The 16,272-nt window shown below is 72.6% G+C and carries 12 protein-coding genes; 4 read left to right on the forward strand and 8 right to left on the reverse strand.

Annotation, left to right across the window (positions count from 1 at the left end):
- Positions 1-88: 88 nt before the first annotated feature.
- Entirely contained in the window at positions 89-2,890 is a 2,802-nt protein-coding gene (locus tag FJ309_07025) for a pyruvate, phosphate dikinase (GenBank protein MBM3954350.1), read from the reverse strand.
- Positions 2,891-3,082: 192 nt separating this feature from the next.
- On the opposite strand from FJ309_07025, the gene FJ309_07030 reads away from it, so the two are divergent.
- The 4 genes from FJ309_07030 to FJ309_07045 all read left to right on the forward strand — a co-directional run bounded on the left by FJ309_07030 (position 3,083) and on the right by FJ309_07045 (position 8,837).
- Positions 3,083-5,494 carry a DUF1553 domain-containing protein gene (locus FJ309_07030; protein ID MBM3954351.1) on the forward strand — a complete coding sequence of 804 codons (2,412 nt, stop codon included), beginning with the start codon at positions 3,083-3,085 and terminating at the stop codon, positions 5,492-5,494.
- A complete protein-coding gene (locus FJ309_07035) occupies positions 5,491-6,912 on the forward strand; it encodes a DUF1501 domain-containing protein (GenBank protein ID MBM3954352.1) in 1,422 nt (473 codons plus the stop codon). The genes FJ309_07030 and FJ309_07035 overlap by 4 nt, the downstream gene beginning before the upstream one ends.
- Before the next feature lie 104 nt (positions 6,913-7,016).
- A complete protein-coding gene (locus FJ309_07040; protein MBM3954353.1) occupies positions 7,017-7,496 on the forward strand; it encodes an acyltransferase in 480 nt (159 codons plus the stop codon).
- Positions 7,497-7,514: 18 nt separating this feature from the next.
- The gene (locus FJ309_07045) at positions 7,515-8,837 is read left to right on the forward strand and encodes an acyltransferase (GenBank protein ID MBM3954354.1); all 1,323 of its coding nucleotides are present in this window, start codon (positions 7,515-7,517) and stop codon (positions 8,835-8,837) included.
- Between the two features lie 19 nt (positions 8,838-8,856).
- Here FJ309_07045 and FJ309_07050 read toward each other — a convergent pair whose 3' ends face one another.
- From FJ309_07050 to FJ309_07080, 7 genes are all read right to left on the reverse strand, one after another.
- Entirely contained in the window at positions 8,857-11,046 is a 2,190-nt protein-coding gene (locus FJ309_07050; GenBank protein MBM3954355.1) for a CPBP family intramembrane metalloprotease, read from the reverse strand.
- Positions 11,043-11,780, reverse strand: a complete 738-nt coding sequence (locus FJ309_07055; protein MBM3954356.1) for an ABC transporter ATP-binding protein — start codon at positions 11,778-11,780, stop codon at positions 11,043-11,045. Before FJ309_07055 ends, FJ309_07050 begins: the two co-directional genes overlap by 4 nt.
- A gap of 1 nt (position 11,781) precedes the next feature.
- On the reverse strand, positions 11,782-12,567 hold the full coding sequence (locus FJ309_07060; GenBank protein ID MBM3954357.1) for a hypothetical protein: 786 nt from the start codon (positions 12,565-12,567) through the stop codon (positions 11,782-11,784).
- Entirely contained in the window at positions 12,564-13,493 is a 930-nt protein-coding gene (locus FJ309_07065) for an ABC transporter ATP-binding protein (protein MBM3954358.1), read from the reverse strand. Before FJ309_07065 ends, FJ309_07060 begins: the two co-directional genes overlap by 4 nt.
- Positions 13,494-13,554: 61 nt before the next feature.
- The gene (locus tag FJ309_07070; GenBank protein ID MBM3954359.1) at positions 13,555-14,685 is read right to left on the reverse strand and encodes a hypothetical protein; all 1,131 of its coding nucleotides are present in this window, start codon (positions 14,683-14,685) and stop codon (positions 13,555-13,557) included.
- The gene (locus FJ309_07075; protein ID MBM3954360.1) at positions 14,672-15,646 is read right to left on the reverse strand and encodes an ABC transporter ATP-binding protein; all 975 of its coding nucleotides are present in this window, start codon (positions 15,644-15,646) and stop codon (positions 14,672-14,674) included. The genes FJ309_07070 and FJ309_07075 overlap by 14 nt, the downstream gene beginning before the upstream one ends.
- A 9-nt stretch (positions 15,647-15,655) precedes the next feature.
- Complete coding sequence (locus FJ309_07080; GenBank protein ID MBM3954361.1) at positions 15,656-16,216, reverse strand: ribosome recycling factor; 561 nt, start codon at positions 16,214-16,216, stop codon at positions 15,656-15,658.
- Positions 16,217-16,272: the final 56 nt, after the last annotated feature.

A 16,272-nucleotide genomic window follows, 5' to 3' on the forward strand; every position in this document is an offset into this window, starting at 1 on the left:
GGCGACCGCCGCAGGCGTGGGACACCTCGGCTGTCCCACCGCCTGCGCAAGCCTGCGGGGGCCATGGAAGGCCCCGCAGGCGCTGAAATCAGTACGTCTTGCCGAGCGCGGCCTGCGCCGCGGCGAGGCGGGCCACCGGCAGCCGGAACGGCGAGCAGCTCACGTAATCGAGCCCGACGTGGTGGCAGAAAACCACCGAGTGGGGATCGCCGCCGTGCTCGCCGCAGATCCCCAGCTTGATGTCCGGACGGGTCTTCTTCCCCTTCTCGACGGCGATCCGCATCAGCTGCCCGACGCCGGTGGCGTCGAGCGAGGCGAAGGGATTGGCCTTCACGATCCCCAGTTCGGTGTAGCGGGGAAGGAACGTCGCCGAGTCGTCGCGGCTCATGCCGAGGCAGGTCTGCGTCAGGTCGTTGGTGCCGAACGAGAAAAACTCGGCACTCTCGGCGATCTCGTCGGCCGTCAGCGCGCCGCGCGGGATCTCGATCATCGTGCCGACGAGGTACTTGATCTTCTGACCCGTCTCCTTCATCACTGCCGCCGCCACCTGATGGACGATCTCGACCTGGTGATCGAGCTCCTTCCGGAAGCCGACCAGCGGGATCATGATCTCCGGCTTCACCTTGATGCCGTCCTTCTGCACCTTGGCAGCCGCCTCGAACACGGCGCGGGCCTGCATCTCGGAGATCTCGGGGTAGCTGATCCCGAGGCGGCAGCCGCGGTGGCCGAGCATCGGGTTGAATTCGTGCAGGGCGTGGACGCGCTGGCGGACCGTCTCGACCGGGAGGCCGAGCTTGCGCGCCAGATCGGCCTGGGCCTTGTCGTCGTGGGGGACGAATTCGTGGAGCGGCGGATCGAGGAAGCGGATCGTCGCCGGCCGCCCCTCGAGGGCCCGGAAGATCCCCTCGAAGTCGTCGCGCTGGTAGGGGAGGAGCTTCGCCAGCGCCTCGCGGCGGGCCGGCTCGCCGTCGGCGAGGATCATCTCGCGCATCGCGTCGATCCGGTCCCCCTCGAAGAACATGTGCTCGGTCCGCGTCAGGCCGATCCCCTCGGCGCCGAAGGCGATCGCGTGGCGCACCTGCTCCGGCGTGTCGGCGTTGGTCCGCAGGCCGAGCTTCCGGTGCTTGTCGGCGAGCCTCATGATGAAGTCGTAGTACTGGAAGACGGCCGAGTCCTCCGGCTTCATCGTCCGCGTGATCAGCACCTGCTTGAGCTCGCTGTCGGCGGTCGCCAGCGCCCCGGCGAGCACCTCGCCGGTGCTGCCGTTGATCGAGATCGCGTCCCCCTCGCGGAGCGTCGTCGTTCCGCAGGTCAGCGTTCCCTTGCCGTAGTCGATGACCAGCGCCCCGGCGCCCGCCACGCAGACCTTCCCCATCTGCCGGGCGACGAGGGCCGCGTGGCTCGAGACGCCCCCGCGGCTGGTGAGGATCCCCTCGGCGGCGATCATCCCGCGCAGGTCCTCGGGGCTCGTCTCGACGCGCGCCAAGACCACCTTTTCCCCTTTGCCGGCGAGCTCCTCGGCGCGGACGGCGGAGAACACGAGCTTCCCGGTGGCCGCCCCCGGGCCGGCCGGCAGGCCGGTGGTGAGGACGCGGCCGGCCTTCTTCGCCGCCTCGTAGCCGTGCCGGTCGAAGATCGGCGCCAGGAGCTGTGACAGGGCATCGGGATCGGCCGACTGGATCGCGTGCTCCGGCGACATCAGCTTCTGCTTGACCATGTCGTGGGCGATCTTCACGTAGGCCAGCGCCGTCCGCTTCCCGTGCCGCGTCTGCAGCATGTAGAGCTTCTTCTTCTCGACGGTGAACTCGAAGTCCTGGACGTCGCCGAACTTCTTCTCGAGCCGCTCCCGGACCTGCTCGAGCTGCTTGTAGGTGCCGGCGAAGCCCGGGTCGTCGGCCATCGCGACCACCGGCTTGGGCGTGCGCACCCCGGCGACGACGTCCTCCCCCTGGGCGTTGACGAGGTATTCGCCGTAGAAGACGTCCTCGCCGGTCGCCGGGTCGCGCGTGAAGGCCACGCCGGTGGCGCAGTCGTCGCCCATGTTGCCGAAGACCATCGTCTGGACGTTGACCGCCGTGCCCCACTCGTCGGGGATCTTGTACTTGCGGCGGTAGAGGATCGCCCGCTCGTTCATCCAGCTGCCGAACACGGCGCCCACGGCACCCATCAGCTGCTCGAACGGGTCCTGCGGAAACGGCTTCTTCGTCCGCTCGTGGATCAGCTTGACGTAGCGGCGGATCAACTCCTGGAGAGCCTCGGCGGAGAGGTCGGTGTCTTCGTGGACGCCGCGCTCGTGCTTGAGTTGCTCCATCACCTCCTCGAACGGATCGTGCTCGTTCTCGTGGCGCTTCTGGACCCCCATCACCACGTCGCCGTACATCTGGATGAAGCGGCGGTAGGAGTCGTAGGCGAAGCGCGGGTTGCCGGTGGCCTTGGCGAGGCCCTCGACGGAGCGGTCGTTGAGGCCGAGGTTGAGGATCGTGTCCATCATCCCCGGCATGCTGTCGCGGGCGCCGGAGCGGACGCTCACCAGCAGCGGATGGACGGGATCGCCGAACTTTTTCCCGCACTCCTTCTCGAGCAGACGGACGTAGGAGTGGACCTCCTCCTCGAGCCCCTTGGGGAACTTCTTGTGGTTGTGGTAATAGTCGATGCAGACGGCGGTGGTGATCGTGAATCCCGGCGGCACCGGCAGCCCGATCTTGGTCATCTGCGCGAGGTTCGCCCCCTTGCCCCCCAGCAGCGGCTTCATCGTGCCGTCGCCGTCGCAGCGCTTCGCCCCGAAGTAGTAGATCATCCGTCCCGGCTTCGCCGCCCGGGCGGTCTTGGCAGCCTTGGGGGAAGGGGTCGCGGACTTCTTCGCGGCGGACTTCTTTCCGGAGGTGGCCATGGGGTGGAAGGGGCCTTTCGCAGGGGAAACAGTGCGGGATTTCGGGAAAAACCGCCCGGAATCTACGGTCGTGGCCACACCCAGTCAACGCGGCGGGCCACGGTGGGGGGCAGCGCCCCGCGGGGGCTACACTGCCCGCGGCGGCGTGGGACGGGGTGCGAGTCCTTCCGGCGAGGGAGCGGGCGGGTTGCCATGACCGACAGGTATCGCGGCACAGTCATCGCGCTGGTGCTCGCGCTGGGGGCGCGGGCCGTTGCGGCCGGTGCTCCCGACTACTCGGCCACCGTCCGGCCGATCCTCGCGCGGAGCTGCTTTCCCTGCCACGGCCCCGACGGGGAAGCGCGGCAGGCGGGCCTCCGCCTCGACGACGTCGGCGCGGCGCGGCGCGTGCTGGCCAGTGGCGCGGTCGCGATCGTTCCCGGCGACGCCGGCGCGAGCGCCTTGGTGACGAGGATCGAAGCCAGCGACCCCGACCTGATGATGCCGCCGCCGGCCGGACCGCATCCTTTGTCGGCCGCCGAGCGGCAGATGCTCCGCGCCTGGGTCGAGGCCGGCGCTCCGGCGGCGGAGCCGTGGGGACTGGTGGCCCCGGTCCGCCCGGGACTGCCGGCCGGGGGTCCGGGATGGATCGACCGGGCACTCGAGGCACGATTCACCGCGGCCGGCCTCGGCGCCGCGCCACCGGCCGATCCCGTCACGCTCGTGCGCCGCGTGCACCTCGATCTCACCGGCATCCCGCCGACGCCCGACGAGGTCACCGCGTACCTCGCCGACGGGCGCCCCGACCGCTGGGAGCGGCTCGTCGACCGTCTCCTCGCCAGTCCTCGGCACGCCGAACGGATGGCGACCTGGTGGCTCGACCAGGTCCGCTACGCCGACACCGTCGGCTACCACGGCGACCAGGACCAGCGCGCCGCGCCGTACCGCGACTGGGTCATCAAGGCGTTCCTCGACGATCTGCCCTTCGACCGGTTCACGATCCTCCAGCTGGCCGGCGATCTCACCGAGCCCGGCCCCGGCGAGCACCCCGACGATCGCGACCTCGCGAGCTGTTACAACCGCCTCCTGCAGACGAGTCACGAAGGGGGGGTCCAGGCGCGCGAGTACCGGGCGATCTACCAGGCCGACCGGGTGCGGAACCTGTCGGTGGTGTGGATGGCGGCGACGATCGGCTGCGCCCAGTGCCACGACCATAAGTTCGATCCGTTCACGGCCCACGACTTCCACGCCCTGGCGGCGTTCTTCGCCGACGTCGACGACGAGGCCCACTTCAAGGACGGCTCCAACGACCTGCCGACGCGGCGCCGTCCGGAGCGGCGCGTCGTGCCCCCCTTCGCGCGCGACGAGGCGGCGGCGATCGACGGGCGTCTCGCCATCCTCGACCGCCGGCTGCCGGCACTGGTGCTGCCGCCGTGGGCCGCGCCCGAGGTTGCCGAGGCCGACGAGACGGTGGCCCTGCGGATCGAGCGCGAGCGGCTCGCGGCCAGGCGCGCGGCGCTCGAAGAAGGGGTGATGGTCACCCGCGCCCTGGCCGAGCCGCGCGAGGTGCGGATCCTCCCCCGCGGCAACTGGCTCGACGACTCCGGGGCGCCGGTGGCCCCGGCCGTTCCCACGCGCCACGGCCGGTTGGATCCCGCCGGCCGCGCCGGCCGGCTCGAACTGGCGCGGTGGCTCGTGACTCCCGTCGCGGCCGGGGGGCAGGGGGAGATGACGGCGCGGGTGATCGCCAACCGCGTCTGGGCGATCTGTTTCGGCACCGGGCTGTGCCGCTCGCCCGGCGACTTCGGCGCCCAGGGGCAGCCCCCCGACCACCCCGAGATCCTCGACGGCGTGGCCCTCGAGCTGCTCGACGGCGGCTGGAGCCTGCGCCGGCTCCTCCGCACGATCCTCACCAGCCGTGCCTACCGGCGCTCGAGCGAGCCGTCGGCAGCGCAGCTCGCCGCCGATCCCGACAACCGGCTCCTCGCCCGCCAGGGGCGCTGGCGGCTGCCCGCCGAGCACGTCCGCGACACGCTCCTGGCGGTCAGTGGCCTCCTCGAGGAGCGCCTCGGCGGCGAAACCTCGCGCCCCTACCAGCCGGCCGGCCATTACCGCCTGCTCAACTTCCCGCAGCGCGAGTACCACGCCGACGGCGACTGGCGGCAATGGCGGCGGGGCGTGTACGTCCACTGGCAGCGGACGTTCCTCCACCCGCAGCTGGCCGCCTTCGACGCGCCGTCGCGCGAGGAGTGCACCGTCGCCCGGCCGCGCTCGAGCACGCCGCGCGCGGCGCTGGTGCTCCTCAACGACCCGAGCTTCGTCGAGGCCGCCCGGCGGCTGGCGGAGGAGGTGCTGCGCCACGCCGGGCCGACCGACCCGGAACGGATCGGATGGCTGTGGTGCCGCGTGCTGTCGCGGCCGCCGCTGCCGGCCGAGGTGGAGCTGCTCGCCGGCCTCGTCGCCCGGCGCCGTGAGGAATACCGGGCCGACGTGCCGGCCGCGGCGGCGCTGGTGGCCGTCGGTGAATCCCCGCGCGACGACGCGCTCCCGCCCGGCGAACACGCCGCCTGGACCGCCGCCGCCCGTGTGGTCCTCAACCTCCACGAAACGACGAGCCGCCAGTGACTCCCGAGCTCCTCGCGATCCACCGCCGCACCTTCCTCCGCGATCAGGGGCTCGCCCTCGGGGCGGCGGCGCTGGGGCTTCTCGGGGCGCGGCCGGCACCGGCGGCCCCGGGGCGCGACCCGCTGCCGGGGCTGCCGCACCACCCGCCCCGCGCCCGGGCGGTGATCTTCGTCTGCCTCGCCGGTGGTCCGAGCCACCTCGAGTCGTTCGACCACAAGCCCACGCTCGCCGCCCGCGACGGCGAACCGATGCCCGAGAGCATCACCGCCGGCCAACCGATCGCGCAGCTCCAGGGGCAGAAGCTCGTCTGCCTCGGGCCGCGCGCGGGTTTCCGGCGCTACGGCGCGTGCGGCGCCGAGATCAGCGACCATTTTCCGCGGCTCGGTGCCCAGGCCGACCGGCTGGCGATCGTGCGCTCGCTGGTCACCGAGCAGATCAACCACGATCCCGCCCACACCTTCATGAACTGCGGCACCGCGCTGTCCGGCCGGCCGAGCATGGGGGCGTGGGTGACCTACGGCCTGGGGAGCGCCGCCGACGACCTGCCCGGATTCGTCGTCCTCACCAGCCGGCTGGGGCGCAATCCCCAGCCGATCGCGGCGCGGCAGTGGCACTCGGGATTCCTCCCCGGCGCCTGCCAGGGGGTGGAGTTCGGCACGGCGGGCCCGCCGGTTCACTACGCGGCCAGCCCGCCGGGAGTCGGCACCGGTCACCAGGCCGACGTGGTCCGCACGGTGCAGGCGCTCGACCGGATCGCCGCCGGCACCGGAACCGACCCCGAGATCGCCACGCGGATCGCGCAGTACGAGCTCGCCTTCCGGATGCAGACCGCCGTGCCGGCCCTCGCCGACCTCGCCGACGAGTCGCCGGAGACGCTGGCCCTCTACGGCGCCGAGCCGGGACGGGCGACGATCGGCACCAACTGCCTGATGGCGCGCCGGTTGGTCGAGCGCGGGGTGCGGTTCGTGCAGCTCTACCATTCCGACTGGGACCACCACGACCGGATCGACGCCTACATGGCCGAGATCTGCCCCCCCACCGACCGCGCCGTCGCCGCGCTGGTGGCCGACCTCGCCCGCCGCGGCCTCCTCGACGAGACGCTCGTCGTCGTCGGCGGCGAGTTCGGCCGGACGCCGATGGCGCAGGCCAACAAGGGGCCGGTCGGGCGCGATCATCACGTGAAGGGGTTCAGCATGGTGCTGGCCGGCGGCGGGATCCGCGGTGGTGTGACCCACGGGGCGACCGACGACTTCGGCTACCGCGCGGTCACCGACGTCGTCCACGTCCGTGACCTGCACGCCACGATGCTGTGGCTGCTGGGCATCGACCATGCCCGGTTCTCCGTGCCCCACGAGGGGCTCGACACCCGGCTCACCGGAGTCGTGCCGGCGACCCCCGTCGTTTCCCTGTTCGGGTGACGGCCGGTCCAGGCTCCCGACCCCCGGGGGGACGGTCGCCGGCGGCGTTCACGGGCGACGGCTACACTCGCCACCACTCCGCCGCCGCAGCTGCCGATGGCCCCATGAGCCGCTCCGCGATCAGCTATGAACCGTCGCTCGACGGTCTCCGCGCCATCGCGGTGCTCGCCGTGCTCGTCTACCACCTTCTCCCGCGCTGGCTGCCGGGAGGGTTCACCGGCGTCGACATCTTTTTCGTGATCTCGGGCTACCTGATCACGAGGATCCTCCTCGAGCAATTCGACCAGGGCAGCTTCCGCCTCTGGAGTTTCTATTACCGGCGCGTCGCCCGGATCGTGCCGGCGCTGACGTTCGTCGGCTTCGCGACGCTCCTGGCCGCGCGCTTCGTCTACGACTCCAAGCACCGCGGTGCGGCCGGTCTGGCGTTCGTGACGAGCATCACGTCACTGATGAACGTCAAGCTCTGCCTGCAGGGAAACTATTTCGAGACCAGCCCGCTGTCGCAGCCGTTCCTCCACTGCTGGTCATTGTCGCTCGAAGAGCAGTTCTACCTCCTCTATCCGCTCGTCCTGCGCCAGGCGTAACGCCGCTCGGCCCGCACCGTGGGCGTCGTCCTCGCGGCGGCGTGCGGGGCGAGCCTCGTCGCCGGCATCGCCGCCACGCCGCGGCTGCCGACGCCGGCCTTCTACCTGCTGCCGTTCCGCGCCTGGGAACTGCTCGCCGGTGGACTGCTCGGAGCATGGGTGTGGCGCGGCATGCCGGGGGCCCGTCCCGGGTGGGCGCGGGGGCTGCGCTGGACGGGCACGGCGGGGCTGGCCGGCTCGATCACCGTGATCGACGAGTCGACGGGGTTCCCCGGCTGGGTCGCTCTCGTGCCGGTCGTGGCGACGGTCGCCCTGATCGCTGCGACGGCGCTCGACCGCGACGCCGGCACGTGGCACTGGCTCGGCCGGGGACCGATGGTCCTCGTCGGCAAGCTCTCCTACTCCCTCTACCTGACCCACTGGCCGGTCTGCTCGCTCGTCGACTACGCCGGGTTTGCCGCGAACGAGTGGTCGCGCCTGCCGGTGAAGATCGTCCTCATCGTGATCGCCACGCTGGTCCTCCACGCGGTCGTCGAAGCCCCGGCCCGATCCCGGCTGCTCGACGCGCGGACCACGCGCAGCGAGGCGACGATGCTCGTGCTGTCGCTGCTGATCGCCATCGGCGTCGGGCTCACGCTCCGCACGCGCCACGCCCCACCGGGAGCATCGCTCGCCGCCGTCGCCTCCGGCGGCCTGGTGCTCAACCGCAGCGGCACGCGCGGGACCGTCGCGCTGGTCGGCGACAGCCTGGCCAACCAGTACCTGGGCACGCTCGAGCGCGTCTGCACCAGGCTCGGTTGCCGGCTGGTCGTCCTCAGTGTCTCGGGCCGGCAGCCGATCCCCAACCGCAGTGATCCGTCACCGGAGCTGTGGGAACGGTCGCTCGCGGCCCTCCACGAGCTGCGGCCGGAAGCGATCGTGTTTTCCTGCTTCTGGGGGCTGCGGGGCCGGATGGAGCGCGAGCCGGTGGCGAGCGCCATCGCCACGATGGGCACGCTGGCGCCGGCGCTGGTGGTCACGACCGACACGCCGTTCGCCCCCGGCACGGCGACGCGCGAGGCGATCTGTGCCGGGAGCCGGCCTCCGTATCGCGAGGAGCCTCCGGCCCGGCAGCGGCGCGAGCGCGTCGACGGCTGGGTGATGGCCGAGCGGTCGACCACCGTCGAGGTGATCGACGTCGGCAGCATGGTCGTCGGCCCGGACGGCGTGCTGCGTGTGGTCGACGACGCAGGGCGCTACATCTACGACGACCGCGGTCACTTCAACGAGCACGGTGCCGCGCTGTTCGAAGGCGAGTTCGAGGCGGCGCTGCGCCGGGCGCTCGGGCGGAGCGGCGAGTGATCGGCCGGTCGCACGCGCTTCAGCGCACCGCGGAGCGGCCTCGATCCCCACGACGCGCCGCGAATCCGACCAACCCCGCCCCGACGGCGACGGCCAGCGCCGCGGCGGCGACGACGGCCGGCGGAAGGCGCGTCGCTCCCCCCGTGGCGATCTCCGCCAGCTGTTCGCCACCCGGGCCACCGGCCATGGCGACGAGCACCAGCGGCACGGCATTGTGGACGGCGTGGAGGACGATCGACGGCAGGATGCTGCCGGTCAGCACCCGCAGCGCGCCGGTCGCCAATCCCAGGGCGAAGGTCGCCGGCATCCGTTCGGGGAGGAGATGGGCCAGCGCGAACACCGCCGCCTGCGCCGCCACCGCCGCCACCGCCCGGCCACGCGACGGGGACACGCCGGCGAACGCGGCGAGCACCCAGCCGCGGTACAGCGTTTCCTCGGCGACGGCGGGGAGCAGCACCATCAGCACCGCGGAAAGCCACCAGGGCGTGTTCCCGAGAAGGTCGAGCAGCCGGCGCGTGAGGTCGCGGACGGCGGGCGAGCCGTCGCCGCCGCCGAGAGCCAAAAGCAGCGCCGCCGACAGGAAGAACAACCCGGCGCCGATCAGCCCCGCGCCCACGAGCGTGACGGCGCCGCGCGGCCCGCGTGCGGGGGAGGAGAGCCCGAGGGTGGTGCGCGTGTCGACCCGTTGCCAGGCGAGCATCGCCACCAACGGCAGGATCACCGCGATCCCCTGGTGCAGCGGGATCGAGAGGCGCAGATCACCCGGCGCGAGCCCCTGGAGATACCACACCAGCGCCAGCCCCGCGACCACCGGAATCGCTCCCTGGGCCACGCTCGGGACCTTCCGCCGGGCCGGCCGCGCCAGTCCGTGCGGTGCCGCGTCGGGACCGCGGAAGAGGATGTCTTCGTCGGCCAGCAGCAGGGCCGTGCCCTGGAGGAGCAGCGCCGTCAGCGCACCCGCCGACGCCAGCGACAGCGCCACCAGCACCGGCACCGGCAGCCCCGGCCCCGGCCCCTCCGGACCGACCAGTGCCAACCGCGAGACGACGATCTGCCCGGCAAACGGCACCGCCGCCAGCCAGGCCTTGCCGCGCAGCCCCGGCAGCAGCGCCGTCCCGGCCAGGGCACTGACCAGGAGGATCACCGGCGTGAGCGTGTTCTGTGCCTCCTTGCCGCTCTTCGAGGCGGTCGTCACCGCCAGGCAGGTCGCCGCGGCGATCGCCGCCAGGCCGACGAAGGCGACGAGGGTCGCCAGGCTGCCGGCCGACGGGTGGGCGATCTCCATGCTCATCCCCGCCGGCAGCATCCGCACCGCCGCGGCACCGGTCGCCGCGATCGAGAGGACGTTGGCCGCCAACGTCGCCAGCGTGATCGCGAACACGGCGAGGAACTTGCCGAGGACGATCTGGAGCGTGCTGCAGGGTGCCATCAGCAACGTCTCGATCGTGCCGCGCTCCTTCTCGCCGGCGATCGCGTCGATCGCCGGATAGAACGCCCCGGTGAGCGTCAGCACCGCCAGCAGCACGAGCACCGATCCGACCAGCGTCGGGCCGATGCTCGGGGCGACGGGGGCGGCCGCCGGCCCGTCGGGGAACGTCACACGGAGCGGTTCGAGGAACGCGCGCGGCAAGCCGGCGCCCCGGGCGCGGCGCGCGAGCGTGTCGGCCGCGACGTTGGCGACCAGCGCCTCCCAGAGCCGGGCGGCTCCGGGTTCGGCGTCGCGCGAGGTCGACAGCCGGGCGGTCACGGTGGCCGTGCCGTCGCCGTCGAGGGCGGCGAGCGTTCCCGCCGGGGCGTCGACGGCCACGTCGGCCGCGCCGCTGGCCAAGGCGCGATTGGCGACCGGATCGGGGAGCGGTTCGATCTCGAAGCCCGCCGGCCAGTCGGCCGCCGCCGGGCCGCCGCGCGGGGGCGACGCTGCCACGGCGCGGAGTCGCTCGGCGAAGGGCAGGGCCTCGGCGCCGGTGACGGCGACGGCGAGGGTCGCGGTCGCCGCCTGCGATTCGATGTCGGCAACCACTGTCCGCAGGCCGAGGGCGCTGGCCAGCGCGACGATCGGGTAGGTGACCATCGGCAACAACAGCGTCACGAACAGCGTCCGGCGGTCGCGGACGAACTCCACCAGGTCGCGGCGCGCGATCGCCAGGGCGGCGGTGAAGCGCCCCGGGGGGGCGGGCGGGGCGGCGGCCGGCGGGATCGGGTCGGTCATCGCGCCTCCGCGCCGGAGACGGCGGCGAAGAACGCCTGTTCGAGGTCGCCCCCCGGGCCGACGAGCTCGTCGCGGGTGCCCGCCGCCACCACCCGGCCGCCGTGGATCACCACGAACCGGTCGCAGCGCCGTTCGATCTCGTGGAGCCGGTGGGTGGAGACGAGGATCGCGTGACCGGCGTCGCGCAGTCCGGTGAGGATGTCGAGCAGGTCGCGGGCCCCGATCACGTCGAGGGCGCTGGTCGGTTCGTCGAGGACCAGGGCCGGCGGGTCGTGGACCAGCGCCCGGCCGACCGAGACACGCTGCCGCTGCCCCGACGACAGCCGGCCGGCCGGCCGATCGGCGCAGGAGCCGAGCCCGAGGGCGGCGACGAGCCGGTCGACCCGGTCGGCCAGCGCCGCACCATCGAGCCCGTGGAGACGGCCGAACGAGCCGAAGATCTCGCGCGGCGAGAGCCGATCCGGGACGCCGGTGGTGGCGGAGACGTAGCCCAGTCGACGGCGCACGGCGACCGGGTCGGCGCTGGCATCGCAGCCGGCGACGGAGGCCGTGCCCGCCGTCGGCGTCAGGAGCGTCGCCAGCACGCGGAGGGTCGTCGTCTTGCCGGCCCCGTTGGCCCCCAGCAGGCCGACCATCTCGCCGGGCTCGACGGCGAACGAGACGCCGTCGACGGCGCGGACGACGCTGCCGTCGCCGGAGCGGTAGTGCTTCACCAGGTCGCGGACCACGATCACGCTACCCCTCCTCGCTCGGCGGAAACTGCCGGCGCTCAAGGATAACGATCGCCACGGTGAGGAGGACGACGGCGAGGACGACCACCGCGCCGCACTGGACCCACGCCGGCTGCGGATCGACGATCAGCTTCAGCTGGGCGGGGATCTTCTTCTGCCAGTCCAACCCCTGGACCAGCAGGCTGCGCAGCCGGAGGCTGACGGTCGCCTGGTTGACGATCGCGGGGAGGAACCCGGCGAGGTACTCGACGACCACCGCCACGCCGACGCTGGCGACCAGCGCCCGGCTGGGCATCACCACCGCCGGCAGCGCGAACAGCGCCCCGCGCCCGACGCTCGAGACCACGACCAACCCGGTGAACACCAGGATCAGCCCGAGCGGCTCGCTCATCCCGCCGACGATGACCGCCACCACCAGCGCCAGCACGCCGATCGTCGAGGTCCACACGACCGAGGCGACAAACGTGCCCAGGACCAGCGCCCGGCGGCCACCGGGACGGGTGGCGACGTGGACCCAGGTGCCGCGCTCCAGCTCGTCGGCGACCGCCGGGCACATCGTCACCAGCAACCCCAGCATGCAGACCGCTTCCGGCACCAACGCATAGAGCAGCACCGCCCAGACGTCGCGGTCGGGATCGACGCGCACCGCGCGGCGGACCGCGAGGACCACCAGCGCCGGAAAGGCCACGCCCAGCGCCGCCAGCGCCAGACGGGGCGCCGTCCGCAGCCGCGCCAGCTGGAAGCCGGCGACGGCGAGCGTGGCATCGAGCGTGTCGCGCCAGCCGTTCATGACGAGGCAGTACCCCGGTGGAGTTGCACGAGGCGCGAGAACAGGCCCTCGAGCGACCTGTCGGCGGGGACGAGCGATGCCACCGCGATCCCGTCGGCGGTGGCGGCGGCGACCGCCGCGCTGACGATGTCGGGGGCCCGCGTGGAGATCGTGATCGCCCCCGAGTCTTCGAGCCGCAGCCCGGAGCAGGCGTCGAGGCCGACGAGCCGCGCGGCGAGTCGCCGGGGGTCGTCGCAATGCACGACCAGCTCGATCGGCAGCGAATCGACCAGCGCCGCGATCTCGGCGACCGATCCGCTGGCCACCATCCTCCCGCCGAGGATCACCGCCAGGCCGGCATGGAGGGCCTCGATCTCGTGGAGCAGGTGGCTGGCCACCAGCAGCGACCGCTCCAGTGCCCAGTCACGGACCAGCGCGACCAGATCGTGGCGGGCGACGGGATCGAGGCCGACGAACGGCTCGTCGAGGACGAGCAGATCGGGCTCGTGGGCGATCGCGCCGGCGAGCTTGGCGCGCTGCCGCATCCCCTTGGAGAGCGTCCCCAGCGGCCGTCCGGCCGCCTCGCGGAGCCCGACCCGCGCCAGTGTCCGCTCCGCGCGGATCGCGGCGTCGGCAACCGAGAACCCGGAGAGCCGGAGAAGGTACCGGACCCACTCCAGTGGCGTCGCCCGGCGCTCGGTGATGTCGGAGGCGGGGCAGTAGCCGATGCGGCGGAGGACCCGGTCGTTGTTGAACGGCGCTTCGCCGAACACCTCGACCCGGCCCATCGACGGCCGGAGTTGGCCGGTCACCAGGCCGATGAACGTGGTTTTCCCCGCGCCGTTGGGCCCGAGGAGGCCGTGGGCCCCCTGGCCGAGGTCGACGGTCACGTCGTTGACGCCGATCACCGTCCCGTAGAGCTTGGTGACGTGGTTGAAGTGGAGCATCGGTCGGGACCGCGGGTGGCTGGGCTTCCGGCGCCGGGCCGGCGATCGCAGTGGGGGTCTGTCAGACGCGCGCCGGAGCCCCGACCCTGTTGACGAGCACCGCGCCGGCGACGAGGGACAGCACCGACAGCGACAGGACCGGGGGAATGATCACGTCCGGCCGGCGTTCGATCCCGAACACCGCCGCCTGGACCACGCCCAGGGCATGGTACGGGGACAGCCACGCCCAGCGGTCGGGCCGGGCGTCGATCCCGCCGGCACGCCGCAACCACTGCAACGGCTCGGGCGGTGGCCGCCGGCGCGGCGGTGCGCGGCCCGGGAAAGACCGCTGTTCCAGGTCGTCGTCGAGGGGCATGGCCGTGGAGTACGCGGACGCTTCCACCCGGTCGACCGCTTCGGCGGCCATCATGTCGGCGGTGGTGAGGGCTCCGTGGGCGACCCAGCAGGCACCCCAGGTGGCGAACCAGGCGAAGCTGGCGATCCGGCTCTCCAGCGTCAGCGACGAGTAGGCCAAGGCCATCAACACCGTCGGCAGCGCGAGGGTCAGCGCCGAGACGACGATCCGCAGCGGCAAGTCCCAGGTCGTCAGCACGACCTGGAGGCTGGGGCTGACGAGGACGCCGAGCACCCACAGCGCCAAGGCCGGCAGCATCGTGATCGCCGCCACGAGCATGGCGAGGACGACGAGTTTTCCGACGATGTAGTCGATCTCCCGGACCGGCCGGGTGAAGTACACCAGCCAGGCCTTGGCACGCAGGTCGCGCGAAACCAACGCCGGGGCCACCAGCCCGACCACGATCGCCAGGAGCAGCGCCTGCGGGGCGCGCATGAACGCCAGCAGCAGCCGCGACCAGACGATGTGGCGGAGCTCGTCGGTCGTGGGGCCGTCGGCCGAGGGGCGGCCGCCGAGGGCGTTGGCGATCACGGTGCCGAGGGCGCCGATGTTGTCGATCGCCTGGTCGAGCCGCAGCCGGGGACGCATCGGCCCGAGGAGGCCGTCCTCGACGGCCTGCTCGAAGGCGAAGAACGCGAACGCGAACACGATGCCGGGCGTCCAGGCGAACAGCACCGCGCGCCTCAGCCAGCGGCTCTTCCAGGCCAGCTTGATGCCCGTCAGGGCGATCACCCCGGCGGCCGAACCGGTCGCCACTCGGCCGCGCCACGGGCGGTAGCCGACGTCATGGAGCGGCATGATCGGCCTCCCGGAGTGCTGCCACGAACACCTCCTCGAGCGGCCGCCGCACCGGCTCGAACTGCCTGACCCGTGTCGCCGCGTCGCGGGCCGCTTCCCAGACCGCTCCGAGGCGCTCCGGGCGCGTCGCGTCGACCCGCAGCTCGATCCCGGTCGGCTCGTCGGCCGTCCGTGCCACGAGCCCGTGCCGGGCGAGGCTCGCCAAGAGCGTCTCCGGGTCGCCGTCGGCGACGAGGCGGTATTCCGGCCGGTCGGTGCCGGTGAGGTCGGCGATCGCCCCGGTCAGGCAGATGCGCCCCTGCGAGAGGACGACGATGTCGTCGCAGATCGACTCGACGTCGGGGAGGACGTGGGTCGAGACGATCACCGTCTTGCCGTGCCGGCGGGCGAGCGAGACGAGGCGGCCGAGCATCGCCCGGCGTTCGATCGGGTCGAGGCCGTTGGTGGGCTCGTCGAGGATCACGAGGTCGGGGTCGTGGACGATCGCCGCGGCGAACGACACCTTCTGCTTCATCCCGACGCTGAGCGTCTCCACCGGCCGGTAGCGCTCCTGGCCGGCGTCGCACCAGTCGAGCACCTCGTGGGCGCGGCGCAGGGCCTCGGTGCCGGGAAGTCCGGAGAGCCGGGCGGCGTAGCAGACCATCTCCACCCCCGACAACCCCGGGATCGAGCACTCGTCCTCCGGCACCACGCCGAGCCGCTGCCGCACGGTGTGCGGCTCGCGATACGGATCGCGCCCGAACACCCGCACCCGCCCCGCCTCGAGCCGGACCAGCCCGAGGATCGCGCGGACGAGCGTGCTCTTGCCGGCGCCGTTGGGGCCCACCAGGCCGGTGATCCCTTGCCGGACCTCGAGCGACACGCTGTCGAGCACCGTCCGCGATCCATACCGCTTCACGAGCCCGTCGACCACCAACGGTGGAAACGGGGTGGGATTGTCACCGGTGCGGGGAACGCTCATCGCGGCCGGTCACTCCTCCATCACTTCCGCTTCCTTCGTCTTCGCCAGGTCGCCGACCCGGGCCTCGAAGCGTTTGGTGAGCTCCTGGACCTGGTCCTTGGCCCCCTTGCAGTCGTCCTCGGTGAGGCCGCCGTCGGCCTGCTCGGTGTCGGCCGCCTTGTTGGCGTCGCGGCGGACGTTGCGGATCGCGACCCGGGCCTCCTCGGCCAATTCCTTGATCCGCGCCCCCATCTTCCGGCGCACGTCGGTCGACAGCGCCGGCACGATGATCCGGATGACGCGGCCGTCGCTCTGCGGATTGAAGCCCAGATCGCTGGCCCGCAGCGCCTTCTCGATGTCCTTGATCGTGCCCGGGTCGAACGGGCGGACGACGATCTGGTTGGGCTCCGGGGCGCCGACGCTCGCCAGCGCCTTGATCGGCGTCGGCGAGCCGTAGACCTCGACGCGCAGCGAGTCGACGAGGCCGGGATTGGCCCGCCCGGTGCGGATCCCGGCCAGGGCGTGGCGGAACACATCCACCGCCTTCTCCATCCGCTCCTCGGCATCCAAAAGGATGTCATCGACCGGCATGCCGTCGTCCCCCGGAGGTGCTCCGTCCGCGATCCACCCGGCGATTGTCGCCCGCC

The organism is Planctomycetota bacterium (genome assembly GCA_016872555.1).
GTDB lineage: Bacteria > Planctomycetota > Planctomycetia > Pirellulales > UBA1268 > F1-20-MAGs016.

What these genes read in the sequence shown, in the direction of transcription:
- FJ309_07025 (MBM3954350.1), bottom strand. Translation starts at nt 2,890, where the DNA reads ATGGCCACCTCCGGAAAGAAGTCCGCCGCGAAGAAGTCCGCGACCCCT.
- FJ309_07030 (MBM3954351.1), top strand. Translation starts at nt 3,083, where the DNA reads ATGACCGACAGGTATCGCGGCACAGTCATCGCGCTGGTGCTCGCGCTG.
- FJ309_07040 (MBM3954353.1), top strand. Translation starts at nt 7,017, where the DNA reads ATGAGCCGCTCCGCGATCAGCTATGAACCGTCGCTCGACGGTCTCCGC.
- FJ309_07050 (MBM3954355.1), bottom strand. Translation starts at nt 11,046, where the DNA reads ATGACCGACCCGATCCCGCCGGCCGCCGCCCCGCCCGCCCCCCCGGGG.
- FJ309_07060 (MBM3954357.1), bottom strand. Translation starts at nt 12,567, where the DNA reads ATGAACGGCTGGCGCGACACGCTCGATGCCACGCTCGCCGTCGCCGGC.
- FJ309_07065 (MBM3954358.1), bottom strand. Translation starts at nt 13,493, where the DNA reads ATGCTCCACTTCAACCACGTCACCAAGCTCTACGGGACGGTGATCGGC.
- FJ309_07070 (MBM3954359.1), bottom strand. Translation starts at nt 14,685, where the DNA reads ATGCCGCTCCATGACGTCGGCTACCGCCCGTGGCGCGGCCGAGTGGCG.
- FJ309_07075 (MBM3954360.1), bottom strand. Translation starts at nt 15,646, where the DNA reads ATGAGCGTTCCCCGCACCGGTGACAATCCCACCCCGTTTCCACCGTTG.
- FJ309_07080 (MBM3954361.1), bottom strand. Translation starts at nt 16,216, where the DNA reads ATGCCGGTCGATGACATCCTTTTGGATGCCGAGGAGCGGATGGAGAAG.